This window comes from Streptomyces sp. NPDC046465 (assembly GCF_040646035.1).
GTDB lineage: Bacteria > Actinomycetota > Actinomycetes > Streptomycetales > Streptomycetaceae > Streptomyces.
The window spans coordinates 121,651-138,103 of record NZ_JBEYZK010000003.1; the positions used below are offsets into that span (position 1 = coordinate 121,651).

General features: G+C 70.0%; 13 protein-coding genes and 1 pseudogene. 4 read left to right on the plus strand and 10 right to left on the minus strand.

Features of this window, described 5'->3' with window-relative positions; all coding sequences use genetic code 11:
- Positions 1-33 precede the first annotated feature (33 nt).
- The 5 genes and pseudogenes from ABZ953_RS05885 to xylB form a co-directional block, all read right to left on the minus strand.
- The gene (locus ABZ953_RS05885) at positions 34-1,299 is read right to left on the minus strand and encodes a GAF domain-containing protein (RefSeq protein ID WP_361717344.1); all 1,266 of its coding nucleotides are present in this window, start codon (positions 1,297-1,299) and stop codon (positions 34-36) included.
- 85 nt (positions 1,300-1,384) lie between these two features.
- Positions 1,385-1,984: a peptidoglycan recognition family protein gene (locus ABZ953_RS05890; protein WP_361717347.1), complete on the minus strand. Its 600-nt coding sequence runs from the start codon at positions 1,982-1,984 to the stop codon at positions 1,385-1,387.
- Positions 1,985-2,103: 119 nt separating this feature from the next.
- Positions 2,104-2,866: pseudogene (locus tag ABZ953_RS05895) on the minus strand (hypothetical protein).
- A gap of 312 nt (positions 2,867-3,178) precedes the next feature.
- The gene (locus tag ABZ953_RS05900) at positions 3,179-4,420 is read right to left on the minus strand and encodes an ROK family transcriptional regulator (RefSeq protein ID WP_361717350.1); all 1,242 of its coding nucleotides are present in this window, start codon (positions 4,418-4,420) and stop codon (positions 3,179-3,181) included.
- Between the two features lie 14 nt (positions 4,421-4,434).
- The gene (gene xylB / locus ABZ953_RS05905; RefSeq protein ID WP_361717353.1) at positions 4,435-5,892 is read right to left on the minus strand and encodes a xylulokinase; all 1,458 of its coding nucleotides are present in this window, start codon (positions 5,890-5,892) and stop codon (positions 4,435-4,437) included.
- Between the two features lie 118 nt (positions 5,893-6,010).
- Here xylB and xylA point away from each other — a divergent pair, with 118 nt between their 5' ends.
- A complete protein-coding gene (xylA, locus tag ABZ953_RS05910; protein WP_361717356.1) occupies positions 6,011-7,177 on the plus strand; it encodes a xylose isomerase in 1,167 nt (388 codons plus the stop codon).
- 453 nt (positions 7,178-7,630) lie between these two features.
- On the opposite strand, the gene ABZ953_RS05915 is transcribed toward xylA, so the two are convergent.
- Together ABZ953_RS05915 and ABZ953_RS05920 are read right to left on the minus strand one after the other, a co-directional pair.
- Positions 7,631-8,953 carry an SWF or SNF family helicase gene (locus ABZ953_RS05915; RefSeq protein ID WP_361717359.1) on the minus strand — a complete coding sequence of 441 codons (1,323 nt, stop codon included), beginning with the start codon at positions 8,951-8,953 and terminating at the stop codon, positions 7,631-7,633.
- Positions 8,950-11,841, minus strand: coding sequence for a DEAD/DEAH box helicase (locus ABZ953_RS05920; protein WP_361717362.1), 2,892 nt, complete (start codon positions 11,839-11,841; stop codon positions 8,950-8,952). The genes ABZ953_RS05915 and ABZ953_RS05920 overlap by 4 nt, the downstream gene beginning before the upstream one ends.
- Positions 11,842-12,075: 234 nt before the next feature.
- On the opposite strand from ABZ953_RS05920, the gene ABZ953_RS05925 reads away from it, so the two are divergent.
- Complete coding sequence (locus ABZ953_RS05925; RefSeq protein WP_361717365.1) at positions 12,076-13,128, plus strand: acyl-CoA desaturase; 1,053 nt, start codon at positions 12,076-12,078, stop codon at positions 13,126-13,128.
- Positions 13,129-13,296: 168 nt separating this feature from the next.
- Positions 13,297-13,479: a hypothetical protein gene (locus tag ABZ953_RS05930; protein WP_361717368.1), complete on the plus strand. Its 183-nt coding sequence runs from the start codon at positions 13,297-13,299 to the stop codon at positions 13,477-13,479.
- Between the two features lie 101 nt (positions 13,480-13,580).
- Here the strand turns inward: ABZ953_RS05930 and ABZ953_RS05935 are convergent, their stop codons facing one another.
- Positions 13,581-14,405: a hypothetical protein gene (locus tag ABZ953_RS05935; protein ID WP_361717370.1), complete on the minus strand. Its 825-nt coding sequence runs from the start codon at positions 14,403-14,405 to the stop codon at positions 13,581-13,583.
- Positions 14,406-14,532: 127 nt separating this feature from the next.
- Positions 14,533-14,838, minus strand: coding sequence for a hypothetical protein (locus ABZ953_RS05940; RefSeq protein WP_361717373.1), 306 nt, complete (start codon positions 14,836-14,838; stop codon positions 14,533-14,535).
- A gap of 99 nt (positions 14,839-14,937) precedes the next feature.
- Between ABZ953_RS05940 and ABZ953_RS05945 the strand changes: the two genes are divergently transcribed.
- Positions 14,938-15,828, plus strand: a complete 891-nt coding sequence (locus tag ABZ953_RS05945; protein ID WP_361718243.1) for an oxygenase MpaB family protein — start codon at positions 14,938-14,940, stop codon at positions 15,826-15,828.
- Here the strand turns inward: ABZ953_RS05945 and ABZ953_RS05950 are convergent.
- Entirely contained in the window at positions 15,819-16,418 is a 600-nt protein-coding gene (locus ABZ953_RS05950; RefSeq protein WP_361717376.1) for a methyltransferase domain-containing protein, read from the minus strand. The two genes, ABZ953_RS05945 and ABZ953_RS05950, sit on opposite strands and share 10 nt — an antisense overlap.
- Between the last annotated feature and the right edge of the window lie 35 nt (positions 16,419-16,453).

A 16,453-nucleotide genomic window follows, 5' to 3' on the forward strand; every position in this document is an offset into this window, starting at 1 on the left:
GATGCGTACGGGGACCGATGCGCCGGGACTCTGTCACCCCGATGCAGATGAGGCCGCCAACTCCGCGTCGAGCTCCCTCAAACGGGCCAGCACCGGCGCCGTCGGACGCAGTGATGCCAGCGCCCGCCATACCACCAGGTCGTCTTCCCCCCACGGTGCGCGAGTCCAGCCCGCGAGCAGGTCGGGGTCATTGCGGTCGACGAGGGCCGACCGCAGCTGATCGGCGACTCTGCGGCGGAGCCGGACCAGGGCGGGCGCCTGCGACTGGGGCAACAGCGGACCGGCATACGCCGCCGCGGCCGCAGTCACCGCCCCCGCCCCCAGACGACGCTCGACGATGTCGATGTCACACTCGACGGGGACCGCCAGCCGGTACGGCCGCGACCGGAGCAACTCCCCTCCGAGAACCCGCCGCAGCCGTGCCAATTCAGCCCGCAGCGTCACCGGCGGCACCGACTCGTCCTCGTACAGCGCACACAGCAACTCGTCCCCGGTCAGTCCTTCCGGATGGCGGGCCAGCAGCACGACGATCTCGCTGTGCCTACGGCTGAGCCGCACCTTGCGCCCGCCCGCGACGAGCAGTGCCTCGTCCCGGCCCAGGACAGTCAGCTCGACGGTTTCGCCGGTGCCCGCCGATGGGGCGAACAGGGCCAGCTGCGATTCCGCCGCCCGCGCGACCGCCTGCACGAAGGCGAGGCTGTGCGGGTGCGCGAGGCCGTCCCCACCGGTGATGTCGACCGCGCCGATGAGCCGCCCCGTACGCGGGTCGTGCACGGGAGCCGCCGCGCATGTCCACGGCTGAACACGCCGGATGAAGTGCTCGGTGGCGAAGACCTGCACCGGCCGGTCGACGGCCACCGCCGTCCCCGGTGCGTTCGTCCCCATCGCGGTCTCCGCCCACCGCGCCCCCGGTACGAAGTTCATCCGCCCGGCACGCTGCCGCGCCCGCGGGTGCCCCTCGACCCACAGCAGCCTGCCCTGCGCATCGCACACGGCGAGCAGATGCTCCCCGTCGGCCGCGAACGTACCCATCAACTCCCGGAACAGCGGCATCACTCGTGCCAGCGGATGCTCCGCCCGGTACGCGCCGAGATCACCGTCGGTCAGATCCACCTCCGCGCCGGTGCCCTCTGGGCACACCCGGGCCCTGGCCGACCGCCGCCATGAGTCGGCCACCACCGGGCGCACCGGACGGGAAACCGTCCCCATGTCGGTGAACCTTTCGTGGGCACGGCGCAACATCCTCACCCGCTCGTCGGGATCAGCGCCCGGCTCCAGGGCCACCCATGGATCGGTCAACTCGTCCTCCCGGGACGGCGATGCGGTGCTGCCATCGTCGCCCCGGAGCGTAGAGCCGACAAGGACGCGGTACCGGCCGGGTTGTTCAGGCGAAGTTGACGAGACGTAGGTAGCGCGACCAGTCCCAGTACGGGCCGGGGTCCGTGTGGTCCGAGCCCGGAACCTCGTGGTGGCCGATGATGTGCTCACGGTCCTTCGGGAGGCTGTACTTGGAGCAGATGGCTGCGGTCAGAGCGGCGGACTGCTCGTACATCGCGTTGGTGAAGTACTCGGGTTTGTCGACCCACCCTTCGTGCTCGATTCCGATGCTGCGCGTGTTGTAGCTCCAGTTCCCCGCGTGCCAGGCGACGTTGCGCTCGCGGACGCACTGGGCGATGTGTCCGTCCCTGGAGCGCACCACATAGTGGGCCGAGACCTGCTTCGCCGGGTTCTTGAAGATGGCGAGTGTGTCCGCGTACGTCTCCTGTGTGACGTGGATGATCACGTAGTCGATGGGATAGGTGCTGGGCCGACTGGCGGCCGTGTAGTTGGAGCTGCTGGCCGGAACCGATTCGGCCAGGGGGTAGTCGACCGCTCGGGCCTGGGCGGCGGCCCGTGTGACGGGCAGGAGCGCTGAGGGTACGGCGGCGGCCGCCGCGCCCTGCAACAGCCGACGTCTGCTGGGGGAGCGTCTTTCTCGATCCATGACTGGCCTGCCTCTCGGTGGGGGGAACGACTGGACTGGCGCTGTACTTGAGACATCCACTGCGTCGGGTGGGAGGGGCCGCCCTGCCGACAGGCGCGGTTCCAGAGAGGGCTAGGGGGCTAGGAAGGGCGGTGAACCGACCCGTTCCGCAACGAGACGGCTGTCTCGCGCAGCTGCGCGTGCAGTCCATGGTGAGTCTCACGCGCGGGAAGCCATTCCTTGCGGATCTTGGCCACGCAGGTGTATTTGGTGTCGCAGACGTTGGCGAGTGGGGACTCGACCGTCTGAGTCGCGAACTGGTAGGCGTCCCGCTCGCTGAAGCCGTAGTCACGGACGAGCCACTGCACCAGGTCGAGCTGGGATATTCGGCACGAGCGCCGAGCGCACCTCCAGACTCGCGGGTGCGACGCCGACCGTGCCGTGCACGGGGTCCAAGGCCAGTTCGATCTCGAAGTCGCTGTCCCGTGCCGTGCACCGTGCGGTGCGGCGGGCCCGGTCCAGCTGCCATATCCAGACGGCTTCGGGCAACGGTGCTTGGAGGGAGGCAGTGGAGTGGGTGGACGTGAGGGCGCCGAACAAGGGGACCGTAGTGGAGGCCGCCCAGTCGCGGGCCGGGTCGATCGATACGAAGTGCACGGCGACGGTGTCGCCCGGTTCCGCTCCTTCCCCATGGAAGGGACCGGTCTGCGGGTTCAGGAACGGGAACTCGCAGACCTCGGAGACCAGGTCCTTCTCCGTTCGGACGTTCTCTGCGAAGCAGTCCTCCGTGAACAGGTCGAGGAGCGTGCCCGGAGCGATGCGCGCCACCGGTGGGGCACCTCCGAAGGTCCAGGCGTACTCGCTCGGGTCGGGGCGTACGGTCAGGATCCGGGGATCATCGATGCCTCGCGTCACCCGGGCCGGATCGGCCGCCGGCCCGGCAGGACGGGCCGCGCAACCGGTTCTCGCGGAGCCCGACAGCCCCCACTCGCGCCCAGCGCTGGTTTCCCCCGACATCGAATCCCCCGATCTGCGTCGGCGCCCGCCTTGCCATCCCTGCCACCAGGGCAGCTGCGCCTCGCGTGAATTACGGTACGGCGCTTGCTGGTTGAGGCGAAAGGGCGTGGCTCAGATCTGTGTACAGCGGAGTGATTGTGGATATCCCTGCCACCCGTTCGGGTCACCGGCGGACGGCAGCGGGGCTCACGCCGGTCCTCAGCCACTACCCCGCGCAGCAGCGGGATGTGCACCCGAGCTCAATCCCAACCCCACCGGGTCGTCCAGCACCCTCCGCGCCACCGAGTGCGCCGCGCCGAGCAGAGGCCCGTCAGGCCCGAGACCGGAGACCGTCACTCCGCAGGCCCGACCAGCCGTTCTCTCTGCCAACTCCTGCTCGACAGCGGGCAACAGCCATGGTGCGAGGCGCGACAGTGCGCCGCCGAGCATCACTGCCTGCGGATCCAGCAGGTTGACGGCGCCGGTGAGAGCGATGCCGAGTGCTGTCCCGGCGCTGTGCAGCGCCCGCTGTACCGCCGCGTCACCCGCGGAGGCGCGCTCGGCGAGAAGTTCGCTCCGCTCCGCACCGGGTTCGAGGCCCGCCGCGCGCAGCACGGCCTCCTCGCCCGCGTACTGCTCCAGGCAGCCCCGCCCTCCGCAAGGACAGGCCGGTCCATCCGGCCGTACGGGCACGTGGCCCAACTCGCCGGCGAAGCCATGTGTGCCGCGCAGCAGCTGTCCGTCGACGACCAGCGCGGCGCCGATTCCGATCTCCGCGGAGACATGGAGGAAACTCTCGGACGATTCCTCGCCGAGCCACAATTCCGCGAGTGCGCCGAAGTTGGCTTCGTTGTCCACGGTCAAGGGCAGCTCGGTGGGCAGAAGCCTGCCCAGGTCGATGCCGTCCCAGCCGAGGTTGGGTGCGCGCACGACTGTCCGTGCATCGCGCGCCACCAGCCCGGGAACGGCCACGGCGAGGCCCGCGGGGGCCAGGCCGGCTTGCCGGGCTTCGGAGCTCACCTGTTCGATCAGGACGGAGAGTTCCTCCAGCACCGGCACGGGGGACCGCCCGCGATTCCGGGCCGGCCGCACGGCGCGTGCGCGGGTCTCGCCCCGTAGATCGACCGCGCATGCGGCGAGATGGTCGACCCCCACCTCGGCGCCGATGCCGACGGGCCCCCGCGCGCTGACCGCGAGGGCGGATCCGGGTCGCCCTACCCGCGCCGGACGCTCCGGGCCGAGCTCGTCCAGGAGCCCCGAGCGGATCAATTCATCCACCAGAGTGGAGATGGCGGCACGCGTGAGGCCGATGTGCGAGGCCACGGCCGCACGAGACAGCGGCCCGTGAGCGGCCACGGTGTGCATCACCCGCGAGAGGTTGCGGCGGCGCATCGCCTGCTGGGTGTCGGGCAACCGAGCGCCGGACGTGGCCCGGCGCTCATCGTGCAGCGGTGCGGTCATGCCTCGGTCATTCCTCACTCCCCATGGGGCGCCCGGTCCAGGAGCGGTGCCGCGTCGGAGAGTACCCCGGAGATCCGGGACAGCGTCGCTTCGTCCCGCTCCACGGGGTCGAGCACGGGGCCCCGGGCCGTGTCCCAGCGTCGGGCGATCGCGCCCGGGTCCTCGCCGGTCAGCAGACCCGCGGCCTGCGCCGCCGCGCCGAGCGCGACCAACTCCTGGGCCTCGGGGACCTGGACGGGGCGCCCGGAGAGGCGGCGCACGGTGCGCTGCCAGGCCGCTCCGCGTGCTCCGCCTCCGATGAGCAGCAGTGGGGACGACCGATCCGCGTCCGCGTCCAGGACCAGGTCGAGGGCTCCGAGCAGCGAGTGCACCGCCCCGTCGTACGCGGCCTGCAGCAGCTGTCCGGGTGTCGTGTCGTGCCGCAGGCCGTGCAGCACCCCCGAGGAGTGGGGCAGATTCGGTGTGCGCTCGCCGTCCAGGTAGGGCAGAAGGGTCACCAAACCGTCCGGCTCCACCGCCTCGCGGTCCAGCTGGAGCAGCTCGGCGACCCGGTCCACGGCCAGCGTGCAATTGAGGGTGCAGGCCAGCGGCAGCCACGCGCCGCGTGCGTCGGCGAAGCCCGCGACCGTGCCGGTCGGGTCCGCAGGACGGTTCTGCGAGACCGCGTACACCGTGCCCGAAGTGCCGAGACTCAGCACCGGCGTCCCGGGGCGCAACCCGAGCCCCAGGGCGGCTGCCGCGTTGTCGCCGGTGCCGGGTGCGATCAGGGTGCCCCTCGAAAAGGGTAGGTCGTCATCACTGTCGCGGACCGTACCGACGACCTCCCCAGGGCGTGCGACGCGGGGCAGCAACGCCGGGTCAAGGCCCACCATGTCGAGGATGCCCTCGTCGTACTGCTCCGTGCCCGAAGCCCACCACCCGGTTCCGGAGACGTCGCCGCGGTCCGTCGTGCCGAGCCCGGTGAGGCGTTCCGTGAGGTAGTCGTGGGGCAGGCGCACGGCAGTCGTGGCGCGGGCCGCGGCGGGTTCTTGCTCGGTGAGCCAGGCCCACTTCGTGACGGTGAAGGACGGCCCGGGGACGCTGCCGACTCGATCGGCCCACACCTTGGGGCCGCCGAGACGCTCGACGAGGCTCCGCGCCTGTGGGGCGGACCGCACATCGTTCCAGAGCAGGGCCGGACGCACCGCGTTGCCGTTCTTGTCGAGCGTGACGAGCCCGTGCTGTTGGCCGCCGATAGACACCGCCGCGGCCTCCCGAGCGGCTCGCCCGCACTGCTGAAGTGCCGTGCACAGCGCGACCCACCACTCCTGGGGGTCGCTCTCGCGGCGCTCGCCCGTGCTGACGCGGTGCGAGGCCTGTCCGCGCGCGACGACCCGGCCGGTGGCCGAGTCGACGACCAGGGCCTTGGTGGACTGCGTGGAGCTGTCCACCCCGACGACGAGCGGGCCCTGGGCCGTGGGCGCTGATGACATGACGGTCTCCGTTTCTGTGACTTCCCTCGGTATGCCCCCGAGGTCCTCCCTCTTCCCAGCGGCGCCCTTGGATACTAATTTGTAAACGGCCATGACGAAATAGGTGAGGGAGCCGCACATGAACTACCAGCCCACTCCTGAGGACAAGTTCAGCTTCGGCCTGTGGACCGTCGGCTGGCAGGGCAGGGATCCGTTCGGGGACGCCACAAGGGCCGCACTCGACCCGGCCGACTCGGTGCGTCACCTTGCCGAACTGGGTGCCTACGGAGTGACGTTCCACGACGACGACCTCGTCCCGTTCGGATCGTCCGAATCGGAGCGAGAGGGGCACATCAAGCGCTTCCGGCAGGCACTGGACGCGACGGGCCTTGTCGTTCCGATGGCCACCACGAACCTCTTCACTCATCCCGTCTTCAAGGACGGCGCGTTTACCGCCAACGATCGCGATGTACGTCGGTACGCCCTGCGCAAAACGATCCGCAACATCAACCTCGCGGTGGAGCTGGGCGCGCGCACCTACGTCGCGTGGGGCGGCAGGGAGGGAGCGGAATCGGGTGCTGCGAAGGACGTGGGCGACGCACTCGACCGTATGAAGGAGGCTTTCGACCTGCTCGGCGAGTACGTGACCACCCAGGGCTACGACCTGAGGTTCGCGATCGAGCCCAAGCCGAACGAGCCGCGAGGTGACATCCTGCTGCCCACCGTCGGCCACGCCCTGGCGTTCATCGAGCGCCTGGACCGGCCGGAACTGTTCGGCGTCAACCCTGAAGTGGGCCACGAACAGATGGCGGGCCTGAACTTCCCGCACTCCATCGCCCAGGCATTGTGGGCGGACAAGCTCTTCCACATCGACCTCAACGGCCAGACGGGCATCAAGTACGACCAGGACCTGCGGTTCGGCGCCGGCGATCTGCGCAGTGCCTTCTGGTTGGTTGACCTTCTGGAGAGGGGTGGATACGGCGGGCCGCGGCACTTCGACTTCAAGCCGCCGCGCACGGAGGACTACGAAGGGGTGTGGGCGTCGGCCGCAGGCTGCATGCGCAACTACCTGGTCCTCCGCGAACGTTCGGCTGCCTTCCGTGCCGACCCCGAAGTGCGTGAGGCGCTGCGCGCGGCCCGTCTGCACGAGCTGGCCGTTCCCACTGCCGACGACGGGCTCTCCGGCCTGCTCGCCGACAGGAACGCCTACGAGGCATTCGACGTGGAGGCGGCCGCAACGCGCGGCATGGCCTTCGAGCGCCTCGATCAGCTGGCCATGGACCACCTCCTGGCGGCCCGGAGCTGAGTGGTCCGCAGCGCCCCTGGCAGTGACCAGCGAGTCGCCAGGTGGCCCCCTGGAGACGCGCCGGCGGCGCCTCCTGCGAGGGGCAGGAGGCGCCGCCGTCAACCACCGGTCCGATCAGCACCCGAGGGGCGCGGTGCCCGGTCAACCCCCTTCAGATAGGTCGCGCGGACAGAGCTGATGTATCCGATGCCCCGCTGTCGAGCCTGGGAAGGCTCTTGCGGTCAGACCTCCCTGATCCGACGTGAGCCACGCTCGCCGATGACATGGCCGCGCTCAATCGCTGGGCCGGGTGAGCGCGTGCGCCGGTGTTCCCGGCGTACGGACGCATGTCGGGAACGCGCCGGTGGACGACCCATGCGTTTCAGCCATCCAGCATCCACCACCCATCACGTACCGCTCGTCATCCGCCGTCTTCCGCCTCAACGCACCCGACCCACAGGCGATACCTCCGCGTCACTCGCGTCCGGTTGCCACGGCCAGCGCGGTCGCCGGGTCGTTGGCGGACGGTCCCGCGGGTGTCCAACGGCCCCGCTCCTTACGGTAGGGCCACCAGCGGCCGTCACGTCCGTGGCGCAGTTGCGCGTCCGTGCCGACCACGGTCCAGCGGTTGTTGGCCGCGCGCAGCCGGGGGCGTTCGTCCTCTTCCCAGGCGGCGTCCAGAGCGGCACGCGCGCGTGCCAGTGCCTGCGCCTGTGGTGCCCACTCCTCTTCAAGTACATGGAGTGCGGCACGCCCCCCGTACTGCCAGGCCCGCACGGCGAGGGCGAGGCCGTCCCGGCCGCGTTCGGATGCCTCCGCGAGCCGTGCCTCGATCGTGCCGCCGGGCCCGCCGGCCGCCAACCGCACGGCGTCCTCACCGCTGGTCAACTCGTCCTCGACCGGCACGGTTTCGTGCCCGGCAGCGAGTGCGTCCGCCAGCATCCTGTACGCCTCGACGGCAGCCTGCGCGGCCAGGAACTCCACCGCCGGCACATCGAGACCCGGCGCGGGCTCCGCCTCCGTGTCGAGCGTCGGCGGCAGGCCCGGCTCCGTGGGCAACGGAGGCAGCGCGGGCAGCGGCGGCAGGATGGCGCCGTCCGCGTAGGCCTCCGTGGCGCTGACGCCCTCGGGGGTGGCCTCCTGGGCGCCGTCCTCGTGCTCCAGCACGTCAGCCGTCGCGATGCTCCGCACCTGCAGCTCGTCGAGGAGTATCCGCTCCCCGCGCCCCCGCATCAGCAGCAGCACGAAAGGGTCTTCGTCGAGGAGGCGCGCCACCTGATAGCAGAGTGCTGCCGTGTGCCCGCAGTGGTCCCACGCGTCACAGTCGCACTCCGGCTCCAGGTCGCCGATGACCGGCAGGAGTTCGACACCGGCCGCCGCGGAGTCCTCCACCAGATGCGGTGGCATTTCGCGGTCAAGAAGGGCTGCGATGTGCCCGGCCCGTTCGACCGCCATGGACAGGAAGCGATCCCACTCCTCGGAGCTCAACTCCTGCAGCAGGACATCGGAGCGGTGCGGTGTGCCGTCAGGGTCCTTGACGACCGCCGTGATCCGGCCCGGCCGCACCGAGACCGCCCCGACCGCGCCCGCGCGCGCCAACCTGCGGCCCGTTTTGAGCTGCTGCAGGTCGAGTGCCGTGTCCTCGAGGGCCTTGAGCCAGGCCTGGCCCCACCAGCTCTGTGCGAAGCCCTTGCCGTGCGCGGGCGGCAACGCCGCGAACGTGCGCTCCTCGCCCTGTGCGCCCGCGCGCGGGTCGTCGTCCGCGGTTCCGAACGATTCGTCATGGATGTCACTCATCGCGTGCCCCCTCGCAGCTCCACCAGATCCGACAGTTCGGCGTCGGTCAGCTCGGTCAGAGCGGACTCGCCGGACCCGAGGACGGCGTCCGCCAACTCCCGCTTGCGCAGCAGCATGTCGGCGATGCGGTCCTCGATCGTTCCTTCCGCGACCAGCCGGTGGACCTGCACCGGCTGTGTCTGGCCGATGCGGTACGCCCGGTCGGTGGCCTGCGCTTCGACGGCAGGGTTCCACCAGCGGTCGTAGTGCACGACGTGCTCAGCGCGCGTCAGGTTCAAGCCCGTTCCCGCCGCCTTCAGGGACAGCAGGAAGACCGGCACATCCCCGTCCTGGAAGCGCTGCACCATCGCTTCCCGCTGCGCGACAGACGTGCCGCCGTGCAGGAACTGCGAGGGAACACCACGGGCCGACAGGTGCTGCTCGATGAGCCGCGCCATTTGGACGTACTGGGTGAAGACGAGCACACTCGCGTCCTCGGCGAGGATCGTGTCGAGCAACTCGTCGAGGAGTTCGAGTTTTCCGGAGCGCCCCGGGATCCGGGGCTTGTCCTCTTTGAGGTACTGCGCGGGGTGGTTGCAGATCTGCTTGAGGCCGGTGAGGAGCTTGACGATCAGCCCCCTGCGGGCGATGCCGTCGGCGCCGGAGATGTCCGCGAGCGTCTCACGGACCACGGCTTCGTAGAGGCCCGCTTGTTCCGTGCTGAGGGAGACGGCACGGTCGGTCTCCGTTTTCGGCGGGAGCTCGGGTGCGATCCCCGGGTCCGATTTGCGGCGGCGCAGGAGGAACGGGCGTACGAGCTGCCCGAGCCGCTCGGCAGCCGTCGGATCCGTGCCACCCTCCACGGCCTGGGCGTAACGCGTGCGGAAGGTCCCGAGCCTGCCCAGCAGCCCCGGCGTCGTCCAGTCGAGGAGGGCCCACAGCTCCGAGAGGTTGTTCTCCACAGGAGTGCCGGTCAGTGCCACACGCGCGCGTGTCCCGATCGTACGCAGCTGCCTGGCCGTGGCGGAATACGGATTCTTGACGTGCTGGGCCTCGTCGGCGACGACCATGCCCCAGGGGGTCTGCGCGAGCTTCTCCGTGTCGAGCCGCATCGTGCCGTAGGTGGTCAGCACGAACTCGCCGTCGGCCAGGCCTTCCAGGCTGCGCTGTGCGCTGTGGAAGCGGCGGACGGGTGTGCCGGGCGCGAACTTCTCGATCTCGCGCTGCCAGTTGCCCATCAGAGATGTCGGACAGACCACCAGCGTGGGCCCTGCTGACTGCTCGTGCGTCTGACGGTGCAGATGCAACGAGATGAGAGTGATCGTCTTGCCGAGACCCATGTCGTCGGCTAGGCAGGCGCCGAGACCCAGCGAGGTCATCCGGGCCAGCCAGTTCAGGCCGCGCAACTGGTAGTCCCGCAGCTCGGCGGCGAGCGCGACCGGCTGGCCGACGGGTTCCATGCTCTCCGGGTCGGCGAGTCGTTCGCGCAGCGTGGCGAGCCAGCCCGTCGGCTGCACGTCGACGCGCTCGCCTCCGATCTCGGCGGAGCCGGTCAGCGCGGCGCTGAGCGCGTCGATCGGAGTGACCTTGCGGTCGTGCCGGTCGCGGGCGCGGCGGGCCTCCTCGGGGTCGATGAGCACCCACTGGTCCCGCAGACGGACCACCGGACGGTTGGACTCGGCGAGGCGGTCCAGCTCTGCACGCGTCAGCTGCTGACCGCCCAGCGCGAAGCGCCAGTTGAAGGCGAGCAGCGCGTCGGCGGACAGGAAGGACGGTGTGTCCGAGGAGAGCTTGTGCGGCCCCTTGCCTTGGTCGTCGCCTTCCTCGTCCGCAGGACCGATGACTGCGCGCGCCGTCAGGCTGCGTGCCAGTTCCTTGGGCCAGTGCACGTCGACGCCGGCGACGGCCAGCGCACGGGCGCCTTCGCCCAGGAGCGCGGTGACATCCTCGTCGGCCAACTCGACCGCGTCGGGCACGGTGGCAGAGAGCAGCGGGGCGAGCGGCGGCCACGCGCGCGTGGCACGACGTAGCGCGAGCAGGGCATCCATGCGCGAACGTGGCCCGAAGGCTTGGCCCAAGGGCCCGGAGCCGGCCCATACCTCGGCGGCGTCCGCGACGAGAGAGGGGTCACTGACGCTGTGGAGCTGCGGAACGGCGCGGAACGGCAGACGGGTGCCGTCCTCGGAGACCAAGGCGAGGCCGGGAATCTCCACGCGCAACGAGATGCGGACACCGGCGTCGTGCCCGGCCGCCACATCCAGGGCCCAGGCGCGCTGTTCGGGAACACGCTGGGGCTCAGGTGCGGCGAAGACGGGGCTGCCCGACGCCAGCGGTGCCGCGGGGGAGCGCGGCAGAGTGTCGGCCACGGCATCGAGGAACTGGCGCAGGAGGCGCTCCGGCTCGGGCAGGCGCAGCGGAACACGGTCGTCCAACGGCAGCCCGTGGGCGGCCGGCGGCATCGCCGCGGCCAACTCGCGCAGCCGCTGCAGGTCCTCGGCGCCCAACGGCCCCGTACGCCACGCGTCGTGATCGTCGGCGGTCAGCCCCGGCAACAGCAATCCCCGGGCCGCCAGCTGCAGCGCCAGGACTCCTGCCGTCCCCCAGAAGGCACCTGTCGGGTGCGTCCCGGCCGCGCCACGCGCGCGCGTGAGGACCGGCAACGCGGCGCGGACAGGCAGCAGCACCGCAGACACGGTGATGAGCTCGATGTCGTCGTCCCCCGGCACGGCGACCGACAGTTCGCCGCAAGAGCCGGCAGAGGCGTCAGGAGGCCCCGTGCCGTCAGGGCGCCAGAAAGCGACGCGTCCGTCGCGCGGAGGGTCGGCAGGCACGAAAAGGACGGAACAGCGGGAGAGTTCGGGGATCTCGGAGGGGGACACGACAGGGGGCCTGTGCACAGCGAGACGCATTCCTCAAATTTGACTACTGAGACCAGAGCGCCCGAGAGTACAGGAGGGCGGAAGCATCGGCGGGGCAGAGCGCCGGTGATTCAGGTCACTTGCCGATGCGGGGTGTAGCCAGCCCCCCTGCCGAGCGGTGCTGACCCCCGGTCGTACACGGGTGGTGCCGCCATGGCTGCCCAGGGTTACCGGTCCGTACGTTCTATGAGGTCAGCCCGTCGTCACGAAGACCGGAGACCCACCATGTCCCAGGCCGCGGCAGTCGCGGAACGCTCCCCAGCCGGTATCGGCAGGAAGAGCGCCGGAAGTGATTTCGCGCCCCTCTTGCGCACGGTCAAGGAGCAGGGCCTCCTGGACCGCCGCATCGGTTGGTACGCGCACACCATCGCGGTCAACGGCCTCGCACTGGTGGCTGTGGGCATCGGAATGTTCCTTCTCGGATCCTCGTGGTGGGTGCTGCTCCTCGCCCCAGTGCTGTCCGTCCTGTGCGCCAGGACGGCGTTCATCGGCCATGACGCGGGTCATTCGCAGATATCCGGAAACCGGTCCGTCAGCCGTGCCATCGGCCTCGTGCACGGCAACCTCCTGCTCGGGATGAGCTCGGCCTGGTGGAACGACAAGCACAACCGGCACCACGCGAACCCCAACCACATCGAGAAGGACCCCGATGTCGCCGCGGACGTCCTCGTGTGGACCAGCAGGCAGGCCAAGGTCCGGGTGGGTTTCCGGCGATGGCTCACCCGCAACCAGGCCTGGCTCTTCTTCCCGCTGACACTTCTCCAGGGCGTCGCCATGAAGATCTACGGCTTCAAGGACCTGCGGCGGCAGGATGCGCGGGAACGTGTGGTGGAAGGCCTCCTGCTCGTCGCCCACCTCGCCGGCTACGTGACATTGCTGCTCGCCGCCATGCCGATCGGCCATGCGATCGCCTTCGCCGCGGTCCATCAGGCGCTGTTCGGCCTGCACCTCGGGCTGGCCTTCGCGCCCAACCACAAGGGCATGGAGATGCCGGACCCTGATGGCGAACGGTGGGGTCACCTGCGTCGCCAAGTACTGACTTCACGCAACATCCGAGGCGGCCTCGCCACTGACTGGTTCCTCGGCGCCCTCAACTACCAGATCGAGCATCACCTGTTTCCCAGCATGCCCCGACCCCACCTCCGCCTCGCCCAACCCGTCGTGCGCGCCCACTGCGCCGCCGTGGGCATGTCCTATACAGAGGCCGGATTCGCCGACTCCTACCGCCAGGTGCTGCGCCACATGTACGAGGTCGGTAAGCCCCTCCGCGTCGAGTAGGGCGGGATATACGGTGCCCGTGCAGATCGGAAGCCGGGACCGAGCAGCCGCGTGACCAGTAAGGGTTACGGCTCAGGGCTCTCTCAGGGTCGCGGTTCGGAACTGGGGGAGGCCCGATCCCGTTCTTCAAGACAGAGAGCGGCAAGGGCCGCGGAGGAGGCGACACACATGTCGAAGAACGCGAAAATCGCCGCGGGCGGCGTGGCGGCCGGAATCATTCTGCTGATCTGGCTGCCGTGGTGGGCCGCACTCCTGATCGTGCTCGGAGTCCCCGCGGCGGCCTATCTGACCCTCGACTCCGGTCAGCGGCGCAGGCTTCGTCGCGTCACACGCAAGGAGATAGGCCGCTGAGGCCCACGCTTGCCGTTCCGTGAGGCTGTTCGCTCAGGACTTGCGATGACCTTGCTGATGCGGGCGGCCGACCGGTCGTGCGGGTGGGCTGCCGACCGTACTCAGGAAGGGCGGACCGCCATCTTGTCGAGGGCCTCCAGCAACGCGGGAAGCTCGGGTCCCCGGCCCACCGGCAGCACCTCTCCCGGTTCCTCGTCCAGCAGTACGAACGCGATGTCGTCGGTCCTGGCGACCATGGACCAGCCGGGGCCGTCGGCCCGCAGGGTGCGTGCGTCACCCGAGGCGAAGGACGACCGGACTCGGCCCAGTGGCGGGGGAGAGTCCACGTAGGCCCGGGCTTCCGCCAGGACGCGCCGGACACCGGTCAGCGGCGCGGCCCCGGAGTTCTCCGGGACATCCTCCTGCTTTCCGTCCGGCACGAAGTCGGCGTCGTCGATCTGCCCCCGCCAAGCTGCCCACTGCAGCGCTATCTCGTCGGCGCCCAGGCGCCGCTGAGCCGGCCCCCACGCCTCCGAGGCCGGCGGTGCGAGCGGTGGCCGCCCGGCATCCTCGGGGTCGGGCTCCGGGTCGTGCGGAGCCGGTACTCCGGGAGCTGCCACGGCAACCGCGAGAGGCCAGCCGGGCAGCGCGGTGACCACTGTGCGGTCGTCGGGGGACAGGTCGTACTCCATGCCGCAGTCCCAGGAAGCGATCGCCACGGCCACGAGGGAGACATCGTCGACGACCACGGTCCAGCGAGCACCTTCACCGTCCTGGCCGAGCACCAGTCCGTACCCTGCGGCGACCGGCGCGAGGCCGAGCGAGGCGCACGCCTCCGGATAGTCGTCGCCCAACACGCTGGGGAATTTCGCGGGTGTCAGAAGCACCGCCGTCAGCACGTACAGCGCGTCGTCATCGGCGGCGACAGCGTCGTCCGTTCCGGCCATGCCAGCCTCCCCATCGCTTCATCCGTCGGCGCACCCTAACCACTCGCCCCAGAGATCGTCGAGGGTGGATGACCAGGAATTTCGCCAGGAGATCGCTTTGTTCGACGGCCTGAGCGCGGACGCGGGCTCACGCGGCAGGCAACCCGAGGAGTGAGCGGGCCACATCCCGCGGGGGCTCATCGCGCTCGCGCGCGAGCGCGATGACAGCTCGGCAGGCCAGTTCGCTGACGCCGAACGACAGCGCTTCCGGAGAGACCCATCCCGCGGCTTCGTCCATCTCGTCCCGATCATCCTCGGCGCACGCCGCCACGTAGACGGCAGCCGCTTCGAAGAGGTTGCGCGCACGCCTGGGGCTGCTGTGTCCCTGGACGCGATCGTCCTCGGCCGGCGCCGATTTCTTGGCGCGCCATAACTTGCGGAGCCCGTCAAACATGCGGCCTGCCTTCCCCCGATGCGGTTGCTGGCGCCGATCGCTTACCCAGCCTCCATCAACTTAGGGTTAGTGTTCCGGTGGCAGAAGGGGGACCACACGGTGAAGCGTTTTGATCGGCTCGAGCAGATCCGGCGCCTCGACCCGGAGCGGGACTTCCTCGAGATCCACCGACTCACCACGACGTTCGAATTTCCGTGGGACTACACACGCGCACTCGAACTCGCGCTCTACCGCACGTACGCAGTTCCCAGTATCGGCCGACTGCTCGCCCTGACAGCCGAGCTGACGGAGCGTACGCAGAAGAGATACGACGACACGGCGCTCCTTCTCGACTCCGTCGTGGAACACGGCTTCACCAGTGAGGCCGGCCGCACGGCCATCCGCCGCATCAATCAGATGCACCGCAGCTACGACATCAGCAATGACGACATGCGCTACGTGCTGTGCACGTTCGTGGTAGTGCCGAAGCGGTGGATCGATGCCTACGGCTGGCGCAGGCTCTCCCGTCACGAGATGGCCGCAGCTGCCGCGTATTACAGAACCCTCGGACAGCACCTCGGAATCAGAGAGGTCCCTGGCTCCTACGAGGAGTTCGCTCAGTGCCTCGACGACTACGAAGAAGTTCACTTCGGCTGGGACCGGGGAGCGCGGGGGGTATCCGACGCGACGCTGGACCTGATGGCCTCGTGGTACCCGAGCCCCCTGGCGCCCCTGTTGCGCAATGCGACCCTCGCATTGCTCGACGAACCGCTGCTGCGAGCGTTCCGGTATCAACAGCCAGGCGCGATCACCCGCTCAGTGGTCAGAGGCGCGGTGCGACTGAGGGGACGCGCGGTGCGCCTCCTGCCGCCGCGCCGCTCGCCGCATTACGCGCGACAGAACCGTGAGATCAAGGGATACCCCGAGGGGTACGAGGTCGCCGAGCTCGGTTCGTTCCCCGTGCCCGGTGTTCGCGGGTGTCCGGTTCCGCGCCGGCCCGCTCAGTCCTGACGTACCGCCAGTGCGAGGAACCGGGCGTCCTCATCGACGTACGACGTCATGCGCCAGCCGGAACCTTCCAGCAGCGGCCCGAGATTGGCCTCCGCCCGCAGATCCTCCGGAGTGATCTGGCGTCCCTGTCGTGCCGCGAGCGCTGCCCTGCCGATGGGGTGGAAGAGGGCAAGCAGCCCACCGGGACGCACCACTCGCCGCAACTCCCTGAGATTCTTCGCGGGATCGGGCAGATGGGCGACGAGTCCGGCCCCGAAGACGGCGTCGAGGGCTTGTGTGCGCAGCGGCAGACGCGTCACGTCGGCGCGCACGAGCTGGCCGTCACGGTGCCTGCCCGCGTGTGTCGCGGCCTCCAGCATGGCCGGCGTCAGGTCGGCGCCGAGCACCACTCCGGAGGGCCCTACGGCGTCCCTGAGGGCCGGCAGAGCCCGCCCGGTTCCGCACCCGGCGTCCAGGACGGACGCGCCCGGGCGTAGTGCCAGCTCGGCGACGGCGGCCCGATAGGCGGGCCCGTCGTCGGGGAAACGGGCGTCCCAGTCGGCCGCGCGGGCGGTGAAGAACTCCTGGACCTTCGTGTGGTCGTCGCTCATGTGACCCATGATCCCGCAAGCGGGCGCACGCGCGT